19 protein-coding genes and 1 tRNA gene are annotated in these 24,834 nt (G+C 35.0%); 11 read left to right on the top strand and 9 right to left on the bottom strand.

Annotation, left to right across the window (positions count from 1 at the left end):
* Nucleotides 1-8: 8 nt before the first annotated feature.
* Both AC0J6S_RS04195 and AC0J6S_RS04190 read right to left on the bottom strand, forming a co-directional pair.
* Nucleotides 9-350, bottom strand: a complete 342-nt coding sequence (locus AC0J6S_RS04195) for a hypothetical protein (protein ID WP_474955575.1) — start codon at nt 348-350, stop codon at nt 9-11.
* Nucleotides 351-385: 35 nt separating this feature from the next.
* Nucleotides 386-1,168: a hypothetical protein gene (locus tag AC0J6S_RS04190; protein ID WP_474955574.1), complete on the bottom strand. Its 783-nt coding sequence runs from the start codon at nt 1,166-1,168 to the stop codon at nt 386-388.
* A gap of 119 nt (nt 1,169-1,287) precedes the next feature.
* Between AC0J6S_RS04190 and AC0J6S_RS04185 the strand changes: the two genes are divergently transcribed.
* Nucleotides 1,288-1,521 (top strand): helix-turn-helix domain-containing protein, encoded by a 234-nt coding sequence (locus AC0J6S_RS04185; protein WP_474955573.1) that lies wholly within the window; start codon nt 1,288-1,290, stop codon nt 1,519-1,521.
* A gap of 183 nt (nt 1,522-1,704) precedes the next feature.
* Here AC0J6S_RS04185 and AC0J6S_RS04180 read toward each other — a convergent pair whose 3' ends face one another.
* The 3 genes from AC0J6S_RS04180 to rseP all read right to left on the bottom strand — a co-directional run bounded on the left by AC0J6S_RS04180 (nt 1,705) and on the right by rseP (nt 4,704).
* Nucleotides 1,705-2,925: a tyrosine-type recombinase/integrase gene (locus AC0J6S_RS04180; RefSeq protein ID WP_474955572.1), complete on the bottom strand. Its 1,221-nt coding sequence runs from the start codon at nt 2,923-2,925 to the stop codon at nt 1,705-1,707.
* A 224-nt stretch (nt 2,926-3,149) separates the two neighbouring features.
* Nucleotides 3,150-3,223: transfer RNA gene (locus tag AC0J6S_RS04175), tRNA-Asn, on the bottom strand.
* A 137-nt stretch (nt 3,224-3,360) separates the two neighbouring features.
* Nucleotides 3,361-4,704, bottom strand: a complete 1,344-nt coding sequence (rseP, locus tag AC0J6S_RS04170; RefSeq protein ID WP_474955571.1) for an RIP metalloprotease RseP — start codon at nt 4,702-4,704, stop codon at nt 3,361-3,363.
* 190 nt (nt 4,705-4,894) lie between these two features.
* On the opposite strand from rseP, the gene AC0J6S_RS04165 reads away from it, so the two are divergent.
* The 7 genes from AC0J6S_RS04165 to AC0J6S_RS04135 all read left to right on the top strand — a co-directional run bounded on the left by AC0J6S_RS04165 (nt 4,895) and on the right by AC0J6S_RS04135 (nt 14,752).
* Nucleotides 4,895-5,962: an NADH:flavin oxidoreductase/NADH oxidase gene (locus AC0J6S_RS04165; protein ID WP_474955570.1), complete on the top strand. Its 1,068-nt coding sequence runs from the start codon at nt 4,895-4,897 to the stop codon at nt 5,960-5,962.
* 124 nt (nt 5,963-6,086) lie between these two features.
* Nucleotides 6,087-7,127: a Gfo/Idh/MocA family oxidoreductase gene (locus AC0J6S_RS04160; protein ID WP_474955569.1), complete on the top strand. Its 1,041-nt coding sequence runs from the start codon at nt 6,087-6,089 to the stop codon at nt 7,125-7,127.
* Between the two features lie 106 nt (nt 7,128-7,233).
* Nucleotides 7,234-8,505 carry an MFS transporter gene (locus AC0J6S_RS04155; protein WP_474955568.1) on the top strand — a complete coding sequence of 424 codons (1,272 nt, stop codon included), beginning with the start codon at nt 7,234-7,236 and terminating at the stop codon, nt 8,503-8,505.
* A 446-nt stretch (nt 8,506-8,951) separates the two neighbouring features.
* The gene (locus tag AC0J6S_RS04150; protein WP_474955567.1) at nt 8,952-11,789 is read left to right on the top strand and encodes a carboxypeptidase-like regulatory domain-containing protein; all 2,838 of its coding nucleotides are present in this window, start codon (nt 8,952-8,954) and stop codon (nt 11,787-11,789) included.
* Nucleotides 11,790-11,799: 10 nt separating this feature from the next.
* Complete coding sequence (locus AC0J6S_RS04145) at nt 11,800-13,155, top strand: DUF5689 domain-containing protein (RefSeq protein ID WP_474955566.1); 1,356 nt, start codon at nt 11,800-11,802, stop codon at nt 13,153-13,155.
* Nucleotides 13,156-13,215: 60 nt separating this feature from the next.
* The gene (locus tag AC0J6S_RS04140) at nt 13,216-13,677 is read left to right on the top strand and encodes an FKBP-type peptidyl-prolyl cis-trans isomerase (protein WP_474955565.1); all 462 of its coding nucleotides are present in this window, start codon (nt 13,216-13,218) and stop codon (nt 13,675-13,677) included.
* Between the two features lie 208 nt (nt 13,678-13,885).
* Nucleotides 13,886-14,752 carry a hypothetical protein gene (locus AC0J6S_RS04135; RefSeq protein ID WP_474955564.1) on the top strand — a complete coding sequence of 289 codons (867 nt, stop codon included), beginning with the start codon at nt 13,886-13,888 and terminating at the stop codon, nt 14,750-14,752.
* Nucleotides 14,753-14,867: 115 nt separating this feature from the next.
* Here the strand turns inward: AC0J6S_RS04135 and AC0J6S_RS04130 are convergent, their stop codons facing one another.
* The gene (locus AC0J6S_RS04130) at nt 14,868-16,985 is read right to left on the bottom strand and encodes a glycoside hydrolase family 97 protein (RefSeq protein ID WP_474955563.1); all 2,118 of its coding nucleotides are present in this window, start codon (nt 16,983-16,985) and stop codon (nt 14,868-14,870) included.
* A 305-nt stretch (nt 16,986-17,290) separates the two neighbouring features.
* Entirely contained in the window at nt 17,291-18,937 is a 1,647-nt protein-coding gene (locus AC0J6S_RS04125) for a DUF6377 domain-containing protein (RefSeq protein ID WP_474955562.1), read from the bottom strand.
* 313 nt (nt 18,938-19,250) lie between these two features.
* On the opposite strand from AC0J6S_RS04125, the gene hflX reads away from it, so the two are divergent.
* From hflX to AC0J6S_RS04110, 3 genes are all read left to right on the top strand, one after another.
* Complete coding sequence (hflX, locus tag AC0J6S_RS04120) at nt 19,251-20,501, top strand: GTPase HflX (protein WP_474955561.1); 1,251 nt, start codon at nt 19,251-19,253, stop codon at nt 20,499-20,501.
* 409 nt (nt 20,502-20,910) lie between these two features.
* Nucleotides 20,911-21,360 (top strand): DUF6585 family protein, encoded by a 450-nt coding sequence (locus AC0J6S_RS04115; protein WP_474955560.1) that lies wholly within the window; start codon nt 20,911-20,913, stop codon nt 21,358-21,360.
* 657 nt (nt 21,361-22,017) lie between these two features.
* Nucleotides 22,018-22,794, top strand: a complete 777-nt coding sequence (locus AC0J6S_RS04110; protein WP_474955559.1) for a DUF4431 domain-containing protein — start codon at nt 22,018-22,020, stop codon at nt 22,792-22,794.
* Nucleotides 22,795-23,062: 268 nt separating this feature from the next.
* Here the strand turns inward: AC0J6S_RS04110 and AC0J6S_RS04105 are convergent, their stop codons facing one another.
* Complete coding sequence (locus tag AC0J6S_RS04105; protein ID WP_474955558.1) at nt 23,063-23,914, bottom strand: DUF3078 domain-containing protein; 852 nt, start codon at nt 23,912-23,914, stop codon at nt 23,063-23,065.
* A 405-nt stretch (nt 23,915-24,319) separates the two neighbouring features.
* The gene (locus tag AC0J6S_RS04100) at nt 24,320-24,832 is read right to left on the bottom strand and encodes a DUF2480 family protein (RefSeq protein WP_474955557.1); all 513 of its coding nucleotides are present in this window, start codon (nt 24,830-24,832) and stop codon (nt 24,320-24,322) included.
* Nucleotides 24,833-24,834: the final 2 nt, after the last annotated feature.

Below are 24,834 nucleotides of genomic sequence, written 5' to 3'. Positions count from 1 at the left end.
TTTTTATTTTAAAAAGGCATTATGCCTAAACAGATTAGATTGTTGTTTTCTTTAACTACGATTGAAAGGAGGGGATATTTATGGGTATTGTCATAAAAGTTATAATTAACTACTTGTTTATCTGAGTCCAAAGTTGGCTGTTCTATTTTTAAAGTCAGTTCTCCTTCCGAACTCTCATGAGCTTGATTTAGCATTCCTTTAAAAAACTGATAGAAATCCTCCTTGTTAGGTGCTTCTGTTTCTACCTCCGCTGACATTAGAAAAGGTAAAAATGATTCGGGGTTATTATTGGCACATGATAAAATCAATTCAGCCTTAATTTTTTCTATTGATGTTTGTTGCCAAATCACTTTTACCTTTATTTAAGTTATTCTTTAATTTAAAATTAATTTGTGTAAACGTATGTGTATTTATAAGTTTTACTATTGGTGTAATCATACGCAACTACAGACATAGGCTGATTCTCATCGTTGTATTGATAAATAAAACTGTAACGTAAAACCCCGTTTTTATAAACTTCTTTGATGTTGTTTGGAGATAAAAAATGATAAATGTGATTTTGACCTAATAACGGGCAAATGTAATCGTCTAGTAACCCGAATTTTGTATACAGAACATTGAAGGGATTTATTTTATCATCATAAGTAAATGTATATTCGTATGGGGGATTGTCGAATTGTTTTTGTTTTGTAATCTGAGTAGTATTGTATACAAATTCGACGCTTAATTCGTTGTTTTCTACAATACTAGTAATTTGTTTTTGATTGTTTAAATTGTAGGTATAATCTCTGTAAATTGATTTGTAAAAAATACTGCTAGTCATGTACGATATTGTTTCTACAGGATAACTACTTAAATTGTAGTTGTATGAAAAATCTTCCGGATGTACTGCATCGCCTGTAGCATAGTCTTTATCGTGTGCAATTTTAATTAGTCTGTTGTTTTCATAACCTAGTTGTTGAACTTGCATGTAATTGTTCAATTCTCCATAATTAACTTTAGTGAGAATATTGTTCTCATAATGGTAGGAACTAAAACTTCCGTATGTTTCCCCTGTTTCTGTTACTGATTTTAATAATTTGACATTTGAATTACTAGGTTGATTGTCTTCGGGTTTTGAACAAGAAAACAAAAATGCGAATGATAAAATAAAAATTAGATTCTTCATAATTTATTTAAAATATTGCCTACTCTATACAGTTTTCAGCATCCCTGTTGTTGTTTTATGTTTCAAATATAGGCAAATATGCCTACTGAATAATAACTTAATTCCTCGAATTTTATTTCGTGGATAATCAAGAAAAAATAAGGATATTAATTAGGTTTGGTGGAAAAGTTCGAGAACTTCGTTTAGAAAAAGGCTTCACTCAAGAACAGCTTGCAAATGAACTAGGTGTCGAGATTTCCCAAATTAGCAGAATTGAACGAGGTATAATCAATACTTCTGTTACGACCTTATATGCAATTGCCAAAACCTTAAAAATTGATATTTCTCAATTATTCCTTTTTGACGCTCTTTAAATTTTAAAACCAAAACAAACCTAAACTAGTTTAACGAGATTATTTTACGGTTTGCCGTAAACACAAGTTTTTATTGTTATAAATCTTTATTGTGTGACTTAAAAGAAGTGATCCTTTACTCACAAAGAAACATCTATTACTTTCCTCTTGCAATACCCACTTTTAGTGATATCTACTGGATTGTTAAGATTTTTGGATTTCGTCAATTCTCAATTTTAATGTTTTCATTGCCTCACTCACTTTCTTCTGTACTACCTTCCCGTAACTTTCCTGTGTAATAACCATGTTAGAATGACCCAGTAGTTCAGATACAATTTCCATTGGGACATCATTGTACAATAGGACAGTTGAGGCAAATGTTTTTCTTGCAATGTGGTGCGTTAATCTTTTTTCAATTCCTGCTATAGCTGAAATTTCCTTGAGATAAGAATTGAATTTTTGATTGCTTATTGGAGGGAAGATGCGATTACTATCGGTTGAGTATTTCTCGATAATTTCTTGTGCTTTTGGCAGAATTGGAATTGAGATTTGACGCTGTGTTTTCTCTCTCTTCATCTGAATCCAGTTAATGTTATCAAACCCTATTTGGATGTTCTGCTTCTCAAGATTTGCCATTTCATTATAGGCTAGTCCTGTGTAGCAACAAAAAATAAATAAGTCTTGAATGGTGCTTAATCTCTTTTGTTGTAAAACTGCTTCTTCAAGGGTTTTGAGTTCCTCAGTAGTAAGGAAGATAACGGTTTTACGGACTGTTTTAGACTTGTGAAGTATAAATGGATCTCTATCCAAATAGCCTTCTGAAATGGCCTGTTTTATTGGTGTTCTTAGCCTTTGAATGGTTTTGTTGATAGTAATTTGTCCTTGCTTCTTTTCTGTTTTTAAATAGTAGTCAAAATCACTTAGAAACTGTAGACTTAATTCTTTTAGGGGGTAATCTGTTTTTTTATATTTCCATTTTAGGAAAGCTTCTAAATGGTTGCCTACATAAATGAACTTGTTATAGGTATTGTCTTTGATTTCTAGTCCTACTAGTTTTTCGATTTTGGAGAGATACTGTTTGTAATAGGATAGAATAAATTCACTTTTCTTTAGTTCTTTGCCTAAGTATTTATCGTGAATGTCCTCAACAGAAAAAGGGCTTTCCTGTAATCTTAAAATCATGTAGATGCTATTGACCTTTGATTTTATCTTGTCCAATTGAGAGTTGTATAAAATTGCAGATTTGTGGGATTTTAGAATTACTTGGTTTTTGGTATCCCAATGCTCGGACTCAATATTAATGCCTGTGCTAAGCTGTTTTCTATTCCCATTTAGGGTTAGTCGGCAAAATAATGGAGATTGATTCTTCTTGTTTTTTCTATTCTTTCCTTCAATAAATAGAATTTTGAAATTGTCTGTTGTCATAACTTTTTGTTTTAGTCAGACATGCAAATGGTTACGATAAAAAAAGTGATGCCTTTTAGAAAAAGAGATGATGCCTAATATGTTGCCTTTTTTTGCAAAATAAGTTGGCAAGTTGGCAGAAGTCAAAAAATATCTCTTCGCTACTGAATCGCCGTGAAGTCCCGCTTTCAGTACCGCCTTAAAACAAAAAAGACCTTACATTGCTGTAAAGTCTTTTTAAAAAGCTCCCTCTCTTGGGCTCGAACCAAGGACCCTCTGATTAACAGTCAGATGCTCTAACCAACTGAGCTAAGAAGGAAACTGTATATTTTTATTCTGGTGTGAATGAACGTTTTTAATTGCTTTATTGTGATGTTCGTTTCAGTTGTAAAGCGGTGCAAAGATAGGCTATCATTTGGTTTGTGCAAGCAAAAATTAAATTTTTTTTAATTTTTTTTACTTCCCTACAATTGCCTTGTAAATATCATTTCCGTTAGCAAATAGTAACAGTGTTATAAGTAATACGAAACCAACCATTTGCGCATTCTCTAGGAATTTATCACTTGGTTTTTTACCACTGATAATTTCATATAATAAAAACATTACGTGTCCACCATCAAGTGCCGGAATAGGTAATAAGTTCATTACACCAAGCATTATCGATAATAATGCGGTGATGTTCCAGAAAACTTGCCAACTCCAAGTATTAGGAAAAATGTCGAATATGGCCTTAAAACCACCCACTGATTTATATGCACCCGTACTTGGACTGAAAATCATTTTCAATTGTTTTCCGTATCCTACTAACTGATCTTTTCCTCTTGTAATCCCAACCGGAATAGATTCTAAGAAACCAAATTCCTGTTTGCTTACTTTGTAATAGCCCAGTTTTTCTAATGAAGCCATGCTCAAACCTCCTCGATTTATATTTAGTTTTCCATCATTACCAACCATAATGGGGACTTTTATTTCTTTCTCGTCTCTTAAAATAGTTGCCTCAATCGTTTTGTTTTTGTTGCTTTCCAGAACCGCTTTAGCTTGGTCAAAATATTTTGTTGGTTGCCCGTTAAGTGCAAGGATAATGTCTTTTGGTTGCAACGCAGTGTTTTTAGATTCAGGGGCAACAGCTCCCACTACAAATGGCATTCTGATATCTAACAACACACTTTTTTTATGTTTTGATAATTGATCCACAAAATCATTTGGCATTTTGATAGCTTGTTCTTTTCCATTTCTTACAATAAGCACTTCTTTTGCCATGATAACTTTCATCGTAAGATCATTATCAAATTTGACGATTTTTTCACCATCAACGGAAACTATATGGTCTCCAGTTTGGAAACCCACTTTTTGCATCGCCTTGTTTTCTACTAATAAACCGTCTTTCAAATCAGCATTAGCAATATAAGTATCGCCGTATGCAAATGCCATTCCGATATATATAATGAAAGCCAAAATAAAATTCACGGTAACACCACCTAACATAATAATTAAACGTTGCCAAGCCGGTTTTGAACGGAATTCCCATGGTTGAGGTGGTAACGCCATTTGCTCCTTGTCCATACTTTCGTCAATCATTCCGGAAATTTTCACATAACCACCCAAAGGCAACCAACCGATACCATATTCAGTTTCGCCAATTTTCTTTTTGATAAGGGAATATTTAACATCAAAAAATAAGTAGAATTTTTCGACTCTGGTTTTAAACAATTTTGCAGGAATGAAATGTCCTAATTCGTGAAGTATAATCAGTAATGATAAGCTCAATAAAAATTGAGAAAGCTTGATAAATATATCCATTTTTTAATTTTAGTTCTTTTACAACTGACAAAAGTAAGGTTTTCTATTTGTTTATTTTACAATAATTGTTCCATACCATTTTAAAAGTTTGTTAATTAATAGAAATTCAATTTTTACTTTGGTCTGTGAATCTTAACTTTACTTTTTTGAAATGAGTATTTCTTGTTTCTTTCACTTTTAAAATTAAAATATGTCTTCAAAATTATTTTCTCCTCTTCCAATAAAAAGTATCACGTTAAAAAACAGAATTGCTATTTCACCAATGTGCCAGTATTCGGCTCAAGATGGCTTTGCCAATGATTGGCATCTCGTACATCTTGGCAGTCGTGCCAGTGGTGGTGCGGGATTAATCATTCAGGAAGCGACTTCAGTTTCTCCCGAAGGCCGAATTTCTCCAGGTGATTTGGGACTTTGGAAAGACGAGCAAATTGAAAAAATGCAGCAGATTAATCAATTTATTATTGGTCAGAAATCGGTTCCCGGAATCCAATTGGCTCATGCCGGAAGAAAAGCAAGTGCTGCATCACCGTGGAACGGAGGCCGAAAACTAGACGCAACACAAGGCGGCTGGGATACCGTGGCGCCAAGTGCAGTTGCGTATCATCATACTGAAAACGCTCCTGTTGCATTAGATGATGCGGGAATTCAAAAAGTAGTTTCCGACTTTAAATCAGCTACAAAAAGAGCCTTTCAATCAGGTTTTCAGGTAATGGAAATTCATGCGGCGCACGGGTATTTGTTGCATCAGTTTCTTTCTCCTTTGTCTAATTTCAGATCAGATGCATACGGAGGAAGTTTCGAAAACCGAATCCGTTTAACACTCGAAGTAGTGGATGCAGTTCAATCAGAATGGCCGGAAAACCTGCCTTTATTTGTTAGAATTTCGGCTACAGACTGGGCAGAAGGAGGTTGGAATGCTGAAGAATCTGTACAGCTTTCGAAAATATTAAAAGAAAAAGGCGTGGATTTAATCGATGTTTCTTCAGGGGGATTAGTGTCTCACCAACAAATTCCGTTGGGACCAAATTATCAAGTTCCTTTTGCGGACCAAATTAAAAGAGAAACTGGAATCCTGACTGGAGCAGTTGGTTTAATTACCGAAGCTGCTCAAGCCGAGGAAATAGTAGCTTCAGGAAAAGCGGATTTAGTACTTTTTGCCAGAGAATCCCTTAGGAATCCGAATCTGGGATTGACATTTGCCCATGATTTAAATGCGGAAATCGAATGGCCTAGACAATATGAAAGAGCTAAAAAGTAAATAATAAACGTATTATTTTTGTCATTCCGACGAAGGAGGAATCTCATCAAGTAACTCACATAACGTAGATTCCTCCTTCGTCGGAATGACAATTTTCAGAATAAATCGTATAAAATATACAACCATGCAAAAAATAAAAACTGCTTTACTTTCCTACGGCATGTCTGGGAAAGTATTTCATGCTCCTTTTTTAAATTTTCACCCGGGATTTGAACTTCTTGGTGCTTGGGAACGAACTAAAAAATTAATCCACCAGGATTTTCCTGCTGTAAAAAGTTATGCCACGCTAGAAGAGTTGTTGGAAGATGATGTAGATTTAGTCATCGTAAATACTCCGGTGGAAACGCATTATGAATATGCAAAACAAGTGCTTCTTGCCGGAAAACACGCTATTGTCGAAAAAGCTTTTACTACAACCGTTGCCCAAGCGCAGGAATTAGCGGCTATCGCCAAAGAAAAAGGATTGAAACTGGCCGTTTTCCAAAACAGAAGATGGGACAGCGATTTTAAAACCGTCCAGAAAATTATTTCAGAGAAAGTATTAGGTGATATCGTGGAAGCCGAATTCCACTTTGATCGCTACAATCCTATTTTAAGTCCGAAACAACACAAAGAAACCGTTAATTCTGGTGCAGGAATTCTAAAGGATTTGGGACCGCATTTAATCGATCAGGCGTTGTGTTTATTTGGATTGCCACAATCCGTTTTCGCGGATATTCGCATCACACGAGAACATTCTTTGGTAGATGATTACATTGATATTTTAATGTATTATTCTAATTTCCGTGTCCGACTCAAAGCTGGATTTTTTGTTCGGGAAGCAATTCCGTCTTTTGTGGTTCATGGTAAGAAAGGGTCTTTCCTAAAACCGCGTGGTGATGTACAGGAAGACGAATTAAAATTAGGAAATAAACCAAATTTAGACACTTGGGGAACAGAATCCATCGAAAAAAGAGGACTATTGCACACTGAAATTAATGGTGAAATTGTTCAAGAAATTATCCCCACACTTCAAGGGAATTACTACGACTTTTTTGACGGAGTTTATCATTCGATTATAAATGACGTTATAGAACCGGTGACGGCTCAAGAAGGTGTTCAGGTCATGCAAATTATTGAAGCGGCAATCCAAAGCAGCGCGCAGAAAAAAGCAATTGACCTATAGAATCTACCGCGAATTAGCTTATTTCTATACTTTTTAAAAATTAGCAAATTAGCGGCAATCACTTTTTATAAACAATAACGTTGTATTTTTCCTCAAATATGTTGTTTTGACACAATCAATCACTGCTTTTTGTAATTTTGAGCCATTAAATGCTAAATTAATCACTTTGATAGATTTAAACTTTTTAGGAAGGTTAAAAACGAAAGCCAAACTCAAGAAAACATACACACAAGCTAAGGTTTCTTATTTAAACCGAATCCGTTGGGCTGTTTCGATGTTCTACTTTGGGATGGGCTTGTGTTTCGCCACTTGGGCCAGCCGAATCCCGGATATTAAAACCGCTTTGCACCTCAGCGAAGGCGATTTAGGAAGTATTCTATTCGCTTTGCCGTTAGGACAATTAGTGATAATGCCTTTTTCCGGAAAATTAGTCACTCGTTTTGGAAGCCACAGAATCTTGATATTCGCCCTTTCACTATATGTTTTTAGCATGACAAATTTAGGATTGGCCAATCAGGCTTGGCAATTGTCATTGGGATTATTCGTGTTTGGAATCTTTGGAAATCTATCTAATATCGCCGTAAACACACAAGGCGTTTACACCGAAGTATTGTTCAAAAAAACCATCATGTCCTCTTTTCACGGGATGTGGAGTTTTGCCGGATTCATGGGAGCATTAGTAGGATTAGGAATGCTAGCTTTTGAATTATCACCTTACATTCATTTTCTGATTGTGGCCGGAATCGTATTTTTGATGATGGCTTTCAATTATAAATTTTTAATAAAAGCCAAAGAAACCATTCGAACCGAGAAGAAAAAAATGTTCTCAAAACCGGATAGCGCCCTGATTTGGCTGGGAATAATCGGGTTTTGTTGCATGGCTAGCGAAGGCGTAATGTTCGATTGGAGCGGCGTTTTTTTCAAAGAAGTCATCAAAGCTCCCGGACCATTAGTCATTCTGGGGTACACTTCCTTTATGATTATGATGGCCGGCGGACGTTTCTTAGGAGACGGTCTAATCCGTAAATTTGGGAGAAAAACCGTCTTGCAAATCAGCGGAATCATGATATCAGCAGGGCTTTTTACAGCCGTAATCTTCCCTTTCGTCATCCCCGCAACCATCGCATTTATGTTCGTTGGTTTGGGAGTTTCCACCATAGTTCCTACAGTTTACAGTGTGGCGGGAAAAACCCCAAATGTATCGCCCAGCGTAGCCTTAACAACCGTTTCCAGCGTCAGTTTTCTGGGTTTTCTTATGGGTCCGCCAATCATCGGCTACATAGCGGAGTTGTCAAGTCTTAGATTTTCATTCGCATTTATCGGCGTATTTGGGATTCTTATCGCCATAATGGTTTCCCGAATCAAAGCAATAGAATAATTATAAATTTTTAGTAGCACAACATTTCGTTTCCATAAAACAAACTCTCCCGCTGTTCGCAGTATCCACGCCCAAAAGCATGGGATACTTGCTGCCATCGGGGCTACTGAATTCGTTTTAATTATCTAAGAACTTTCCCCGAAAACAGATTTGATAAAAATATTTTCATTGAAAATCAATATGTTAGTATTTTTTTTATACATTTAACATTATAATTCTTTCATAGATTATTTTCGTTTGATACTGCATGCAAAATACCACTTAGTCAGCAGTATCGTATTTAAAGTTTATAGCACCTTTTCCAAAATTCACTTTTAATTATTTAACGTTATCCCATTTCGGATGACGTTTTCAATTTTTGTAGTTCAACCGTTGCAATTCATTGTAGCGGTTGAACTTATTATTGCAATTCCCGCTTTTATACTGTAACCTCATCATCTGAATTTATGAATAAATTTTACTTTGCGTTCTTTTTTATGGTTCATATTGGATGTAGTATTGCACAAAACAGTACGGGTTTTTTTGGAAAAATCGTAGACTCAAAAACCCAAAATCCACTAGGATTTGTCGTCGTCACTGTTCAAAATACGACTTTAATGCAACTCACTAAAGAGGATGGTAATTTTAGTTTTGATTCCGTTCCCACAGGAAACATACTGCTTCTGGTGCACAGTCAGGGTTTCAAAGACGGCCTGTATCCGGTTGAAATTACCGAAGGACAAATGCTGGATTTAGGAACCATAACTTTAGAAGAAGATCAATCCGCAGAACAACAAAACAGTATAATAACACTTATCGAAAGTGATTTTGGTGAAGACAGCAGCAGTTCCGAAAGTACTTCCGGACTCCTTCAATCCTCCCGAGATGCTTTTTTGCAAGCCGCTGCTTTCAATTGGGGGCAAGCCCGTTTTAGAGTTCGCGGATTAGACAGTGAACATTCCACGATGATGATTAATGGCGTTTCCATGAATAAAATTTATGATGGAAGACCGCAATGGGGCGAATGGGGCGGACTGAATGATGCGCTCCGCAATCAGGAATTTACACTGGGAACTGCTCCGTCGGATTATACGTTTGGTGGGATTTTAGGAACGCAGGAAATCAATACGCGGGCTTCTATATACAGACCCGGTTCCCGAATCACATTTTCATCAACGAATACCAATTACAGTTGGCGCACGATGGCAACGCATGCTTCCGGCATGAATTCCTCTGGCTGGGCTTTTGTCGTATCGGCAGGAAAACGCTGGGCACAAGAAGGCTATTTTGAAGGGACAAGTTATGATGCGAATTCCTTTTTTATAAGTCTCGAAAAAAAGTTAAGTGAGAAACATTCGTTAAATCTGACGGCCCTGTACACGCCCAATTCCAGAGCAAAAAATTCTCCAAACACATCCGAGGTTACGCAGCTGACAAACGTAAAATACAATTCGTATTGGGGTTTTCAAGACGGTAAAAAGAGAAATGCCCGTATTAAAACCATTGAAGAACCCACGATTATGCTGAATCACTATTTTAAAATCAACGATAAAATCAACTTGAATTCGAGTGTGATGTATCAATTTGGAACAATTGCCAATAGCAACATCGATTATCAAAATGCCAATAGTCCGGACCCAACGTATTATAGAAAAATGCCCAGTTATTACAGCTCGCTTTATGCACCGGATAACGGAGAATTTTCGGGAGCATTTACTCCAGATTATGAAAATGCCGAGAAAAGCAAAGCGGAATTTTTAGCGAATCCTCAAATTGATTGGACGGCATTATACCAAGCCAATCAAAATCCAGTTTTGGATGCTAATGGAACAATTTCGGGCTACGAACCTACAAAAAGCAAGTATGTTTTGTATGAAGATCAAGTGGAAGATGAAACGGCGGTGGCTACAACAAATTTGACTGCGCAACTGTCAGAAAATATTTTTCTAAATGCCGGAGCATCGTTCAAAAAACTAAAATCGCATAATTCACAAAAATTATTGGACTTGCTTGGCGGTTCTTATTTTGACGATATCGATGCTTTTTACAGCGGAAATCAATCACAATCTGATTTGAATAATCCATACCGTCAAGTAGTTGTTGGCGATATGTACGGCTACAACTATAATTATTTTGCCAATGCGTTAGAAGCGTTTACCCAATTTAAATTTACCTATAATAAAGTAGATTTTTATCTGGCGCAAAATTTTTCCAGAGCTGATTATCAACGGGAAGGTTTGTACAAAAACGGAATCTATGAAACTAATTCCTTCGGGAAAAGCGAGAAAGTGGTGTTTGAAAATTTTGGCTTTAAAGCCGGATTCAATTTGAAAATCTCCGGAAAGCAGTTGGTGACTTTCAATGCGGCGCATTTGACCAAAGCACCTTCTTTGAAAAATACTTTTGCAAATTCACGATTGAATAATGCAATTGTAAACGGAATAGAAAGTGAGAACATCAGCAGTTTGGATGCGAGTTATGTGTATCGGTCTCCAAAACTCAAAGCCCGACTGACAGCTTATTACTCCCTAATTAAAAATGCGACTCAAATTTCCTTCTTTTATGCCGAAGGGATTTTTGATGATGGCGCGGGCTATTTAAATACCGATGCTTTTGTGAGCCAAACTTTGACAAAATTGAACAAGAAGAATATGGGTGCCGAATTTAGTTTGGAATATCAATTGACACAAACATTTAAAACCACTTTTTCGGCAGCTTTTGGAGAATTTACCTATGACAGTAATCCAAAAGTGACTTTGACAAATGATGCCGAAGCAGCTCCAGAGAACACCAGTCCGGTTTTTGATTTTGGAATCGCCTCCCTCAAAAATTACAAGCAAGCGGGTATGCCACAGCGCGCCTATTCCGTGGGAATTGAATACAGAGATCCAAAATATTGGTGGATTAGCGCCAATGTAAATTACCTCACCAACAGTTATATTGATATTTCACCCATTTCCAGAACCGAAATTTTTTACAAAAATCCAGCCAGCGGTTTCAATTTTCCAGAAGCAACCGAAGAACGAGCAGCCATTCTAATCAAACAAGAAAAATTGGATCCAACCATGTTGCTCAACCTCGTTGGTGGAAAATCATGGAGAATTTATGGAAAGAATGTTGGGTTTTTTGCCAGCATTAATAACGTGCTTAATGTAACTTATAAAACAGGTGGTTACGAACAAGCCCGAAATGCTAATTTCAGACAAATTAATCAGGATGTTTCCAGCGGTACGCCTTCTTTTGGACCAAAATATTTCTACGGATACGGCAGAACGTATTTCGTGAACCTTTTTATCAATCTATAAATTAAAGTATATGAAATCAACATTTTACAAATCGGTTCTATTGTTGTTATTGACAATCACACTCACAAGTTGCGTAACAGATGAAGTTATGGCTCCAAAACTCATTTGTACACAGCCGGATTTAGTCACAAACAAATCAGTTAGCGAGATTCATGCTGCTGCAAATGCTATTGTAACGCAATACAAATACGATGATATCATCGAGGCGTATGTAGTTTCCAGCGATGAATCGGGGAATTTTTTCAAGTCGATTTCTTTTCAGACTTTGGCAACAGCCACAAAGCCAGCCACAGGATTTAGTGTTCCTGTAGACGCTACTAACTTGTATATTGACTATAGATTGGGCAATAAAGTATACATAAAATTGAAAGACCAATACACGGATATTTCGTTCGGAGGCATGCGTATCGGGAGTATTTTCGTGAATTCCTATAATGAAGGCGGAGTAGGGCGACTTTCGCAAAATGAGTACAAAAAGGTGTTGAATGCGTCTTGTACGAATGTCAAAGAGGATGTTTTGGTACGGTCTTTAACCATGTCGGAACTGCTGAATGATTCTAATTTGAATACATTGGTCGAACTGTCTGATGTTCAGTTTTCAGCTGCTGCAGTAGGACGCAATTATTTTGAAGAAACCAATAATGTGGGCGGTGCGACGAATTGGGGTTTGATGGATAAATTAGGGAATCAAATCTATTTTAGAACGAGTAGTTTTTCTGATTTTGCAACTAAATTAGTTCCCAATGGAAGCGGAAAAGTAAGGGGGATTTTGACGAAATACGGAAGTGATTACCAATTATTACCTCGTTCTGAAAAAGATGTGTTGATGACCGGACCGAGAGCGATTCCATTTTTCGCAGAAGATTTTGAAAAAGTAGTCGATAGGTCGAAATTGAGTCTTCCGGGATGGGCAAATATGGTTCAAAAAGGATCACTTTTCTGGAAAGGCACAGTGTATTCAGGAAACGGGTATGCAGAGTTTGCTATTAGTGGAACCAAAGTCGTTTCGAATATTGCTTGGTTGATTTCGCCAAAAATTGACATGGATGTTCATACGAAAGAAGTCCTGACTTTTAGAAGCGCTCAGCATCATTTAGATGTCGATTCACCATTAAATTCTCTTGAAGTTTATGTTTCCAGTAATTTTGATGGGTTGAATTTTGCTACAGCAAATTGGACTCCATTGGTTGTTAATTTGCCTAAACAAGCAACGCCTTGGTATCAATTTGTGGGAAGTGGCGCAGTGGATTTATCATCGTACAAAGGTAAAATCAATATTGCTTTTAAATATACCGGTTCCGGGAAAAACCTGGCTTTGGATGGTGCTTTTCAAGTGGATGATGTTCAGGTTTATGGTGATAAATGATTTTTATAAAAGGTTTTGCTTGAATTGCTATATTTGCAGTCTTAACCTTTAAATTAAATTATGAAATCTACTTTATTAGCATTAGTTTCTTTATTATTAGTTTCTTGTTTATCAGATAACGAAACCTCTAAACCTGTTGATTACACAGTTCAAAACGAAAAAGAAATCGTGGATTACATTGCCAAAAATAAATTGACGGCCACAAAAACCGATTCAGGTTTGCATTACGTTATTAATGAAGCGGGAACTGGCGCACAACCCACAGCTTCATCTAATGTAACAGTTGCGTACAAAGGGTATTTTACTAATGGAAATATTTTTGATGAAAGTAAAGCAGAAGGAATTTCTTTTGGGTTGAACCAAGTAATAAAAGGCTGGACTGAAGGGATTCCTTATTTTAAAGAAGGCGGAAGCGGAGTTCTTTTGATTCCTTCTCATTTAGGGTATGGAAGCAATGGTAGCGGGCCGATTCCAGGAGGATCTGTACTTATTTTCGATGTCAAACTGATTAAAGTAAATTAAGATTTATTGCGCAGTTATCATTAAAAATTTTAAAGTCTGTCCTATCAGAAACAGGAGTTATCTATTTTTTTAGATTGCTCCTGTTTTTTTGATAATAAATACACCTAAACGGATTGTATTCAAATTGAAGAATATATATTTGGAATAAAAATTTTATACTTTGATTGGTTTTTGTATTTTGGCAATTCCAAAAAGATATAGATACCGAATGAAAACCTACTTTATTGCCCTATTTATTATCACCTTTCCGTTTTTGACACAAAGCCAAATTCCAGAAAAATCAGTCAAGTTAAAGCAAATTAATATTGTAAAGACAAATTTTCGTAATTTAAAAAGTGGTGAGATTATAAATAAAACCATCTTATTTACGGACGGAAAATTACAGTCCATTAAAACGTCTGACGTTATTCAAAGTTTTTTTTATAATCCAAAAGAATTATTGGATATGACTGTTAAAGAAAGACAAGGAAGTAACTGGAAAGAGGTTGTGAATTACACTTATAATAAAGAGGACCAATTGGTAAAGTTTGCCAAAAAACACGAGGAAGGTGGAGAACTGGTCACTAAAACAGTTACGATAACTTATGAAGGATCAAGAGTAAAAGCAGTAACTAAAAAAAGTAACAGTCATCAAACCCTGATTGAAGATATTGAATATGTTGTTGAAAATGGACTTGTAGCCAGACGTTCTTCCAGAGATCGAAATCAACAAATAGTTAATAAAATCGAGTATGTGTATTTCAAAGACAATATTATAAGACATAAAGGATTGATTGGTGATAAATCAATAAAGAACTATACTTTTGATGATAAAAACTCTGCTGATTTATTAATAGTGAAAAACATTTTTGGTCAAAATTATAAAACGATTGTGCCACTAGTTTCTTTTCATGAAGATGAATTTGATTTTGAATCAATATCTAATAATAATGAATTAAGTTTTGTCTCTACTGCAGTAAATGCTATTGGTAAAAGCAGAAAATACAAATACAATAATTTAAACTATCCAGTATCCTGTTCCCTTGTAGAAGAAAATGGGATAGTAAAAACAGAGTTTAATTATTTATACGAATAATAGAAAGTCAATGTAAAATCCTGTTTTTCTTTAAGTATTTTTTTATGATATAATGTAATTTTTGATTTTTAAGAAAATAAAATGGCTGTCTATTTAGACAGCCATTTATAGTTAGTTACTTTTTGATTTCAACGATGCTTATCGCGTAACCTCCACCCGGAGCACTAAGTTGTGCCAGTTTTGATTTGTTAGTTATCGTCATTTTACGAATTGTGTACGCTTGTGGATTGGTTTTATAATGAGCATCTTTTGCATCAGCATAAATCGTAGCCACATATTTTTTTCCTTTTTCTAAGAAATCAAATTTGATCGTTGAGGTACGAGAAGTATCGCCATTTACATTACCGATAAACCAATTGTTAGTCACTTTTGCTTTACGTGCAACGGTAACATATTGACCCGGTTCTGCTTCAAGGTATTTACTGTCTGACCAATCTATCGCGACATCTTTGATAAACTGGAAAGCATCCGGAAAGCGGTCATAATTTTCTGGAGTATCAGCTGCCATTTGCAACGGGCTGTACATGGTTACGTACAATGCCAATTGATTCGCAATTGTACTGTTTACATGGGAGTTATTGTCCTTATTCATTTTACTCAAATCCATTTCAAAAATTCCAGGAGTATAATCCATCGGTCCGCCCACTAAACGTGTAAAAGGCAACACCGTCACATGATTTGGTTTAGAACCGCCAAAAGACTGATATTCGGTTCCGCGTGCCGCTTCATTACCTATTAAGTTAGGATACGTTCTTGCAATTCCTGTTGGGCGAACTGCCTCGTGCGCGTTCACCATAATTTTATAATCTGCTGCTTTTTCTATCGCGTATTGATAGTGGTTAATCATGAATTGGTTATAATGATTTCCACCGTTTTCAATGATAGAACCAACATAACCACTTTTGACAGAATTGTATCCATTGTCGTTCATAAATTGATACGCTTTATCCATGTGACGCTCGTAGTTACGTACTGATCCCGAAGTTTCATGATGCATCATCATTTTAACTCCTTTTGATTTGGCATATTCATGTAAACCTTTGACATCAAAATCCGGGTAAGGAGTCAGAAAATCAAAAACATAATCTTTAGAATGACCAAACCAATCTTCCCATCCTTCATTCCAGCCTTCGACTAAGACAGCATCAAAACCGTGTTTAGCTGCAAAATCAATGTATTTTTTCACATTGGCGTTATTGGCGCCGTGTTTTCCATTTGGTTTTGCTTTTGAAAAATCAGTTACGCCAAGTTGAACCGTAGGAAATTCATCCGTATACGCCCAAGAACTTTTTCCGGTAATCATTTCCCACCAAACACCTACGTATTTAACCGGTTTTATCCATGATGTATCTTCAATTTTGTTAGGGTCATTTAAGTTTAAGGTCATTTTTGAAGCTAGAATTTCTCTTGCGTCATCACTGACAATTATGGTACGCCAAGGCGAATGATTAGGTGCCTGCATATTTCCTTTATCTCCTTTGGCATCAGGTGTTAACCAAGATTCGAAAACCATGGTTGCATCGTCCAGATTCAAATGCATGCAAGAATAGTCAATTAATGCCGCTTCGTGCAAATTGATATACAATCCGTCCGCTGTTTTTAGCATTAGCGAAGTTTGAACTCCTGTTGTAGAAAAGGAAGTTTGCGATACATTTGCCGTTTTTGCTTTTTCAGATAATCCTCTGATTTCAGATAATTTTGAGGTAGTGTAATCATATTCTTGCGTGTCGTAATCACCCGGAATCCAAAACGCGGTATGATCGCCTGTCATGGCAAACTGGGTTCTTTCTTCTTTGATTACAAAATAAGTAAGGTTTTTTTGCGAAGGGAATTCATAACGAAATCCTAGACCATCGTCAAACAAACGGAAACGAATCACAATTTGTCGGTCGGTTTCTTTTTGATTTAAGGTAACTGCCAATTCGTTATAATGATTGCGAATGGAAGCTACTTCTCCCCAAACTGGTTTCCAGTTTTCGTCAAAAGCTGCTGTTTTCGTGTCAATAACAGTGAAATCATTTAACAACGATTTTTTGTCATTTTTCAATTCAAGACCCAATTTACTTGGTTTTACAACAGCTTTGTTTTTGTAATTTAAACTGTAACTTGGAGTTCCGTCAGTTTGTAAGGAGAATTCCATTACAAATTTTCCATTTGGGGATTTTAACTGCTGTGATTTTGCAGAGCTAAAAAAAGCGAGCGAAAGTAAGGCTGTAAAAAGAAATTGCTTCATTTTTTAAATAGAATTTGATAAATTAATTTTTCAGGTTTGGTAATAGATTCTGATTTTCACGAAATCGATTTATAGAAAAACCCAAAGTTTTCCATATTTCGAAAAGGTAAAAGTAAACGCTTTACACACTACATATTTTTGTCATCATAAAAAAGTAGATTGCGTTTCTCTTTTTTAAATGCAAGATACTGAATAACTGTTTATTATGTAAATTTAGTGTTTAAAAAAAGTGGTGGATTTATACTAAAAAAGAGGTCGTCAAGATTGTTTTAATCCCAAAGACCTTCTTGAAAAACAGCATTTTTCTATTTTAGATTGGTTCCAATCCGCATTACTTTAGCTTCAAAATCTTCTCGTGGACCTGCTGCTTTGTTTTTGAGTTGCGAACGATAATTGTAAATTGTGGATACCGAATACCTTAGGAAAGTAGAAATTTTTGCACTGTCTTTGATACCCAAACGAATCAGTGCAAAAATCCGTAGTTCCGTATTCAGCAGTTCGCCTTCCTTCAATTGTATCGCTTCATCATCAACCAATAAAGCGCTGAATTCCGGTATGAAATTAGGAAAGAGTTGTAGGAATGTCTTGTCGAAATTTGTGAGAAATGCAGCCAGTTCATTTTCGACAAATTGTTTCGATTTTACGGCACTAATCAGGTCATTCATTTTTCCTGTTGTAGCCATGACATTCAATTTTCGGCGGTATTCGTCAAATTTTCCTATATAGTCTGAACATTGGTCCATGTAACGGCCAATGTATATTTCTTTCAAAAGATTGGCTTCGGTCAGCGTATAATTGGAATCATTCAGTTTTTCATTGAAAATATTTAATTCGGCATTCAACTCCGAAAGTTGGTTGTATGCTACACTTAAATCTTGCTTTGCTCTAGACAATTTTTTCATTTGCTTAAAAAGTAAAAAAAGCACCGCCAAAAGGAATACAGATAATATACTCACACTTATTAAAAATAGTACCAATTGAAATCGATTGGTTTCATTTTGTTTTTGATACGCCTCGTTGATAATGGGTAACATCTTTGATATTTCATAAGTTCGTAAGCGCGCATTGCAAAAAAGAGCATCTTCAAGTGAGCGTTTTATGTATGTATAAGCGCGGTCAATATCCCCGTTTTCATACATTAGAAAAGCCAAGGAACGCAACGAAATGTATTCTTTCTTCGCCAATTGCAAATCGGAAATAGCCGAAATAGTCAGCCATTTTTTCTCCTGATCAGCCTCTTTTTTTTGGTGATACGCCTGCGAAATAATGTAAGCAATAACCGCTCGATCATCATTGTTATGAGCAATATTCGGGAAATAATTCATCAATAAAGCCAGTGTTTCCTTGTGTTTTCCAGCATCAAGAAGTGTACTGGACTTCGCCATAATATAAGCACTAGATTGTGGTTTGTAATACTTTAAAGAAGAATCACGATACTTTTTTGTTAAAAGAATATACTTCTTCTTTTCCTGAAGTGAAGCTGCATAATCAGACATATAACCATAAACCACGCTATTTACGGTAAAATAATAACTTTTTAATTCGGGTGAAGTATTGATGTTGATTTTATTAAGAATATCTGTTGCTTCCTTATATACTCCTAATGTTCCCATGATGGAAGCTAGATTTAATCGGGCATGATTTAACTTTTGAATGTCATTTAGTTTTTCGGCTATTTGAAAACTCTTTCGAGCGTAAATCAACGCTGAATCCGATTGATACGATTTATATTCCGCATACAATTTTCCGTAAACATCATATTTTTGAATATCGGAAGAAGTATAAAGCAGCAGTTTTTTGAGTTTGTTAATTTGAATCTCTTTTTTATTGGAATAAAGAGCATAATCACCTACCGTTTGATCCAATTCCTGCAATAATTGTTCAGAATTATTTTGGGCAAAAAGAAAAATAGGAGACAAAAATGCAAGAAGTACTGTCAAAAAGCGATTCATTCAAATGGTATTAAATTGCTGTAAAAATAATTAAAAATCCAATGGAACTTCAAAAGTAAGGTTTGCAAAAGCAAGAGTTTTTAAAATAACCGCAAATTCGCTAATTTCTTTTCGATAAACTTTTTAGCTACTAATTATCCGAACATTGACTAATTTTTTTAAAAGTAAAGATTAAATCGTGGAAAAATCTTTCTTTGGTCTAATATCTCGTTCGACCAAAATACTATCATTATTCACACGTTATGATTTTTTTATAAACCCAGAACTCAATAAGTCCCTTACAAATCATTAAATTTGTAACTTATTCAAAAATATGTTAGAAAAAGAAGTAATAAATTTCGAAAAAACGGCTATTGTTGGTATTGTAACTCAAAACCAAAGTGAAGAGAAACTACGCGAATATCTTGACGAATTGGAGTTTTTGACTTTTACCGCAGGCGGCCAGGTGGTGAAACGTTTTTCGCAAAAAATGGAACGTCCAAATCCTAAGACCTTTGTTGGTACCGGAAAAATTGAAGAGATTCATCATTTTGTAAAAGAAAATGATATCTCAACTTTGGTATTTGATGATGAATTATCGCCTTCACAGCAAAAAAATATATCTAAAATCATTACGGAATGTAAAATCCTGGATAGAACGCACCTTATCCTTGATATTTTTGCACAGCGTGCAGAAACTTCGTATGCGAGAACGCAAGTAGAATTGGCGCAATGTATCTATATGTTACCTCGATTATCGGGACTGTGGACACACCTTGAGCGTCAAAAAGGGGGAATTGGAATGCGTGGACCTGGAGAGACAGAGATTGAAACAGACAGACGTATTGTTCGTGACCGAATCGCTTTATTGAAAGATAAAATCAAAGCAATCGACAAACAAATGGGAACGCAAAGAGGCAATCGTGGTTCCATGGTACGCGTGGCTTTGGTTGGGTATACTAATGTTGGGAAATCAACCTTGATGAATGCTGTTGGGAAAAGTGACGTTTTTGTAGAAAACAAACTTTTTGCGACATTGGATACAACTGTTCGTAAAGTAGTTATTAAAAATCTGCCTTTCCTGCTTTCTGATACCGTAGGATTTATCAGGAAATTGCCAACACAACTGGTTGATTCTTTCAAAAGTACGCTGGATGAGGTTCGCGAAGCGGATTTGTTATTGCACGTTGTTGATATTTCGCATCCTGAATTTGAAGATCATATTGCATCCGTAAACCAAACGTTATTGGACATCAAGGCAAATGACAAACCCGTTATTATGGTTTTCAACAAAATCGATGCGTATAAGCATTTGACTATTGATGAAGATGATTTAATGACCGAAAAAACGCCAAGACATTACACGCTGGAAGAATGGAAATCGACTTGGATGAGTCGAGTAGGCGAGCAAAATGCGTTGTTTATTTCGGCTACTAACAAAGAAAATTTCGAGGAATTCAGAGAACGCGTGTACGAAGCCGTAAGACATATTCATATCACCCGTTTTCCTTACAACAAGTTTTTATATCCGGATTATAAAGACGCTGTGGAGAAAGAAGACAAAGACGTAGAAGAAAGCGAATAATTATCAATTTATAGTTTACACAGCTGTCAGTTCGAGCGCAGTCGAGGACAGCTCTAGTGGAGCAACAGAATCCCTTTTGATATTTTCAAGAGGGATTTTTTTGGGCATGTCCCAGCCTCCTCTGCGGTACAGCTGTGTCAGGATCCCGAGACTTCGGGACGCTATAATCTCCCGAAGAAAAATCGGGAGGATTTCCGCTGCCATCCTTCATGCGGAGTAACGATAACGATAATTTACAAATAAAAAGTCCATATGATAATTTGTAAGATAATTATTAAAGTGTATATTTGAAAGGGATACGCTATGTAGTAGTGCCTATCCACCCAAAATAAGAAGTACATGCGCTACTTTGTAGCGCCGATATATAAGTTGTGCCTCATGCAGTAAACAACGGAATAAATAAAATCAAATGGTGATAGAATCAAAATTTAGAAAATTGTTTTACATCAGAATAGGAGTTGGACTTTTCCTGTTTTTATTAATTTTATCTTTTTGCGTAAATGGATTGAGAAATCCTGACGAAACCATAAAGCAATCTTTAATTCTAGCATTTGTTGTGTTGTTGTTTATAACATATCTTTCAATAGATTTATTTAAAGATTTTACTTTGAAAATTATGGAAAATGGTATTGAAAAAACTTCTTTAATATTCCGAACAAAACAATTTATTGCTTTCGATTCTATTTCAAGCATAGCCAGACAAAAAACAAGATTAAGAAGTACACGCGGAATCAATATATCTGATGGATATCATTATAATATTTTGCAACTTAAAAATGGTAATACTTTAATTATTTCTCCAGATAATTTTGAAAATTATACTGAAATTATAGAAGTTATAAAAAGTAGGATCGAATAGATGCACGTTGCATAACAGCTAATACAACGGATTTGGGCAATCGGCTTAATAGAAAGTTGGTTTTGTATTTGGGTTGATTTAGCAAATCCCAAGAATGGGCTTAATTTAGTCCCAAACGCGCTGTAGTAAAGGGACGTTATCAAATATTTGACAAATAAACTATGAAAGAAACTTTATTGATAATCTCATTATTTTTAATTTTTGGTTGTTCAACATCTCAAAAAATAGTTGATAAAGCTATATGTTCACAATACTTCGAGAATAAGTATACAGAAATATTAGATAAAAAATATGAAACTATTTATAACAAAGATACAATCACATTTAATGAAGTAAGATTTGAATGTGTTTATTCCCAACTAGCGCTCGTTTGTCACCATTCTCTGGTGCTCGTTTGCAACGAGTACCTACTTAAATTAAGAAACAAATTATAGCGTTTGCAACGCGGATCGCTAAAACCGGAGTTTCTTTAAAGAAGTATACTACTGTTTTATAGTAGCGTTTTTTAAAATCAATATTTGAAAAAAATGTCTGATAATTACAAAGTTATCGATAGTATAGTACCTACTTTTATTACGATAACAGTGGTAGAATAAATAGGAAACAAAGATTTTGAACATTAATATTTCGTAAAAAAAATAATTTTTAAAATACAATATGAATAATCGTAAAACTGCTTTAATAATTTTATTCGCCCTGATTACTATCCTTTTCATAACAAATCCTAGTGAAGATAAACATATTCAAGAAGTAAAAACAAAATTAAAAAGTGCTTTCAAGAAAGAAATGTCTAAAAACTTAATGAACGAAACAAGTTCTGATAAATCCTTTGGAAGTGGACTTGGTTTACTTTTCGGAGATATATTTATAGATAAACTTACTGATGGTTTCGTTTCAAGGGATAATTTTTTCTTATTTTCCTTGACAAAAGCAGAATATAAAGGCGAAACAAAAACTATTGGATTTGGTGTTTTAGGAAATGTTTTTGTGACAGATAAAATTAGAGATATTTTCAATCAGAATAAAGAAACTGAAAACACAGAAAAAACGGAAAGTCAAAATAATTACCAATCGGAAACAGAAATCATAAATAATGAAGTTGAAATAGAGAAATCTAAAGTAAGAACAATTAGCGGTATAATAAAAACTGAATTACATTATGGTGCACCAAATTTTGGCGAGGATACAATTAATGACAAAAAAGTTTATCCATATATTTTGTTTTTAGATAAACAAATTTCTGTTTTTGCAGAAGACGGATTTGAGAGCACCTATAATCACATTGAAAAAATACAATTAACATCTACACATAATATTAAATTTGAAGCCTTGAAAGGTAGGAAGGTAGTATTAACAGGTGAATTATTTGAAAGTGACAATGGAAATCATTTTACCGACATTTTACTGGACATTACGGAAGTAAAAACGGAATAAAAAGAAAAAACCACAGCCAACCGCGCTGATATGTAGTAATCGTTAGCACATTTTTACAAACTGTGTCCACAGCAGTGAACAAATAATAAAATAACACAAAAGTCCTATTGGTACTCTTTTGCCTCTCGCCTTCTTAAATTGAAACATAAATTATAGCGTTTGCATCGCCAATCTTCTCTAAGATAGATTTATTTCAAGTCACTACAGCGCGTAAAAAAAACAGCCTTTTGGAAATTTCCAAAAGGCTGTTTTTATGTAGCGGGTTTAATTACAATCCGTAGTTTACTCCTAAACCAAATAATTGTCCCACTTGCATGCCTCTTATAGCATTGTCGTCATAAATGGCTTGTACTGCAATATTTGCAGATAAGTACTTGTTGATTTTCATTACAACATTTAATTGGTAATCAAAATCAACATTTTGTGGATCATCAAGATAATTTGAATATAGATTCAAACGGTTTTCAATAGATACATTGGTCATGATGTTTACTTTGTAATAAGCAGAAATACTAGCTCCAAGCTCAAAACGTGAATTATCTCCTTGAAGTACACCAAATGAAGGTCCAAATTCTGTAAAATGATCGTGTACAAATATGGCTTTTGCTGCAGCTGGTGCAAAATTTACGCTTAAATTTTCGTTCTTTTTCCAGAGCATACCTGGACCTATCTGGAAATAAGCCGGAGAAAAGAAATGCGATATTCTGAGGCCATTTTTGTTATCTAAACCAGTGTCCATTTGGGTTTTAAAATTAAAGAAAGCCGAATAGAACCAGTTTCCAGAAGCTTTTTTACCCCATAAAGAGTTAATTTCTAAACGGTCATCTGTTTTAGCGGTACGCTCGTTACCTTTTATTTTACTTAATCCGTATGCCAATATGAATTTGTTATCCCAAACGATATCGTTTTTTTTATAATTGAAATCGTAGTTCAAACCAAAATTTCCAGCAATGTTTGAGGTTCCTCCACCCAGCCATTCTTTATTGTATGAAGATTGACTAAAAAGTAAAGAAACATTCCCTTTTTTAGTCCAAGCTTTAGTGGAATCTTTAGGAGTTTCTTGAGCGTTTACAACGGATAACGCAAAAATAAATACAAGTGTAAGTAGTGTTTTTTTCATATTATTTAGTTTATATTCACAAATATATATATAAAAAATAATACCACTATTATACTTAAATCCCTGGAAACAAGTTTGGTGTGTTGTGATTAGATTGTAAAAAATGCTGATGTATTAAGAATAAATAAGATTAGAATAATGATTGTTAATATTTAGTTATCATTAAGTAATTTACTGTAATTCAAAATGTTACATCGTATAAATAGATTTCTTTATCTTTAAACTTGAAGTTAAAATAGTAATTTATGTCCCAAAAAAGGGTAGTAAATTTTAACCAAAAAAGTACATTTTATTTTTTAGATAAAATACTCATATTTCCGATAAGGAACATAAAAACTCTTTTTTAAACGTACAGAAAGGAGTAAATTATTTTGGCAAAAAAGGTTTTGTATTGTTAAAATAGATTTATTTTTTACTGGTTTTATACAAAGGCACGGCAGAACATGCTTCGCCATACATTATACTTCGGGCAAAAGGTTGCAAGTAATGCGCTGCTAATACATAAGCCCGCATCGGAACCGGTTTTCTGGAGCATCCTTTTATAATAACAGGCTTATTTTCATAAACCGAAAAGTCAATTTTAGGCAATAATTCTTCATAGAGTGAAGCGTCTAAATCTTCTAAAGTTCCATTGATGATTTTCTTGGCAAATGGCGCTAATTGAATCGCAACCAAAATGGAAGCCCAAGCCGGAACAATAGCATCGGTACTGCAATGAATCGCTACATATTGATCTTGGTATTGGGACCAATCTTGATTTTTCAACTCCTCTCTAAAGTCTTTTTCTTTCAATAAAAAACCTTCCAACAGCCATTGCGAAATATCAATTTGTGTGCGAATCCCCTTTGGATAATAATCTTCGAGATCGAAAACTTCCAAAACACTATTCGCAACTTTATTTATAATTTCATCTTCCATAC

Source organism: Flavobacterium sp. TS_SC_5 (assembly GCF_056156265.1).
The sequence above is the reverse complement of the archived record's forward strand: the minus strand, read 5'-3'. Positions and strand labels throughout refer to the sequence as shown.

What these genes read in the sequence shown, in the direction of transcription:
- AC0J6S_RS04165 (WP_474955570.1), top strand. Translation starts at nt 4,895, where the DNA reads ATGTCTTCAAAATTATTTTCTCCTCTTCCAATAAAAAGTATCACGTTA.
- AC0J6S_RS04135 (WP_474955564.1), top strand. Translation starts at nt 13,886, where the DNA reads ATGAAAACCTACTTTATTGCCCTATTTATTATCACCTTTCCGTTTTTG.
- AC0J6S_RS04190 (WP_474955574.1), bottom strand. Translation starts at nt 1,168, where the DNA reads ATGAAGAATCTAATTTTTATTTTATCATTCGCATTTTTGTTTTCTTGT.
- AC0J6S_RS04100 (WP_474955557.1), bottom strand. Translation starts at nt 24,832, where the DNA reads ATGGAAGATGAAATTATAAATAAAGTTGCGAATAGTGTTTTGGAAGTT.
- AC0J6S_RS04140 (WP_474955565.1), top strand. Translation starts at nt 13,216, where the DNA reads ATGAAATCTACTTTATTAGCATTAGTTTCTTTATTATTAGTTTCTTGT.
- AC0J6S_RS04125 (WP_474955562.1), bottom strand. Translation starts at nt 18,937, where the DNA reads ATGAATCGCTTTTTGACAGTACTTCTTGCATTTTTGTCTCCTATTTTT.
- AC0J6S_RS04160 (WP_474955569.1), top strand. Translation starts at nt 6,087, where the DNA reads ATGCAAAAAATAAAAACTGCTTTACTTTCCTACGGCATGTCTGGGAAA.
- AC0J6S_RS04145 (WP_474955566.1), top strand. Translation starts at nt 11,800, where the DNA reads ATGAAATCAACATTTTACAAATCGGTTCTATTGTTGTTATTGACAATC.
- AC0J6S_RS04105 (WP_474955558.1), bottom strand. Translation starts at nt 23,914, where the DNA reads ATGAAAAAAACACTACTTACACTTGTATTTATTTTTGCGTTATCCGTT.
- AC0J6S_RS04150 (WP_474955567.1), top strand. Translation starts at nt 8,952, where the DNA reads ATGAATAAATTTTACTTTGCGTTCTTTTTTATGGTTCATATTGGATGT.
- AC0J6S_RS04110 (WP_474955559.1), top strand. Translation starts at nt 22,018, where the DNA reads ATGAATAATCGTAAAACTGCTTTAATAATTTTATTCGCCCTGATTACT.
- AC0J6S_RS04115 (WP_474955560.1), top strand. Translation starts at nt 20,911, where the DNA reads ATGGTGATAGAATCAAAATTTAGAAAATTGTTTTACATCAGAATAGGA.
- AC0J6S_RS04130 (WP_474955563.1), bottom strand. Translation starts at nt 16,985, where the DNA reads ATGAAGCAATTTCTTTTTACAGCCTTACTTTCGCTCGCTTTTTTTAGC.
- rseP (WP_474955571.1), bottom strand. Translation starts at nt 4,704, where the DNA reads ATGGATATATTTATCAAGCTTTCTCAATTTTTATTGAGCTTATCATTA.
- AC0J6S_RS04180 (WP_474955572.1), bottom strand. Translation starts at nt 2,925, where the DNA reads ATGACAACAGACAATTTCAAAATTCTATTTATTGAAGGAAAGAATAGA.
- hflX (WP_474955561.1), top strand. Translation starts at nt 19,251, where the DNA reads ATGTTAGAAAAAGAAGTAATAAATTTCGAAAAAACGGCTATTGTTGGT.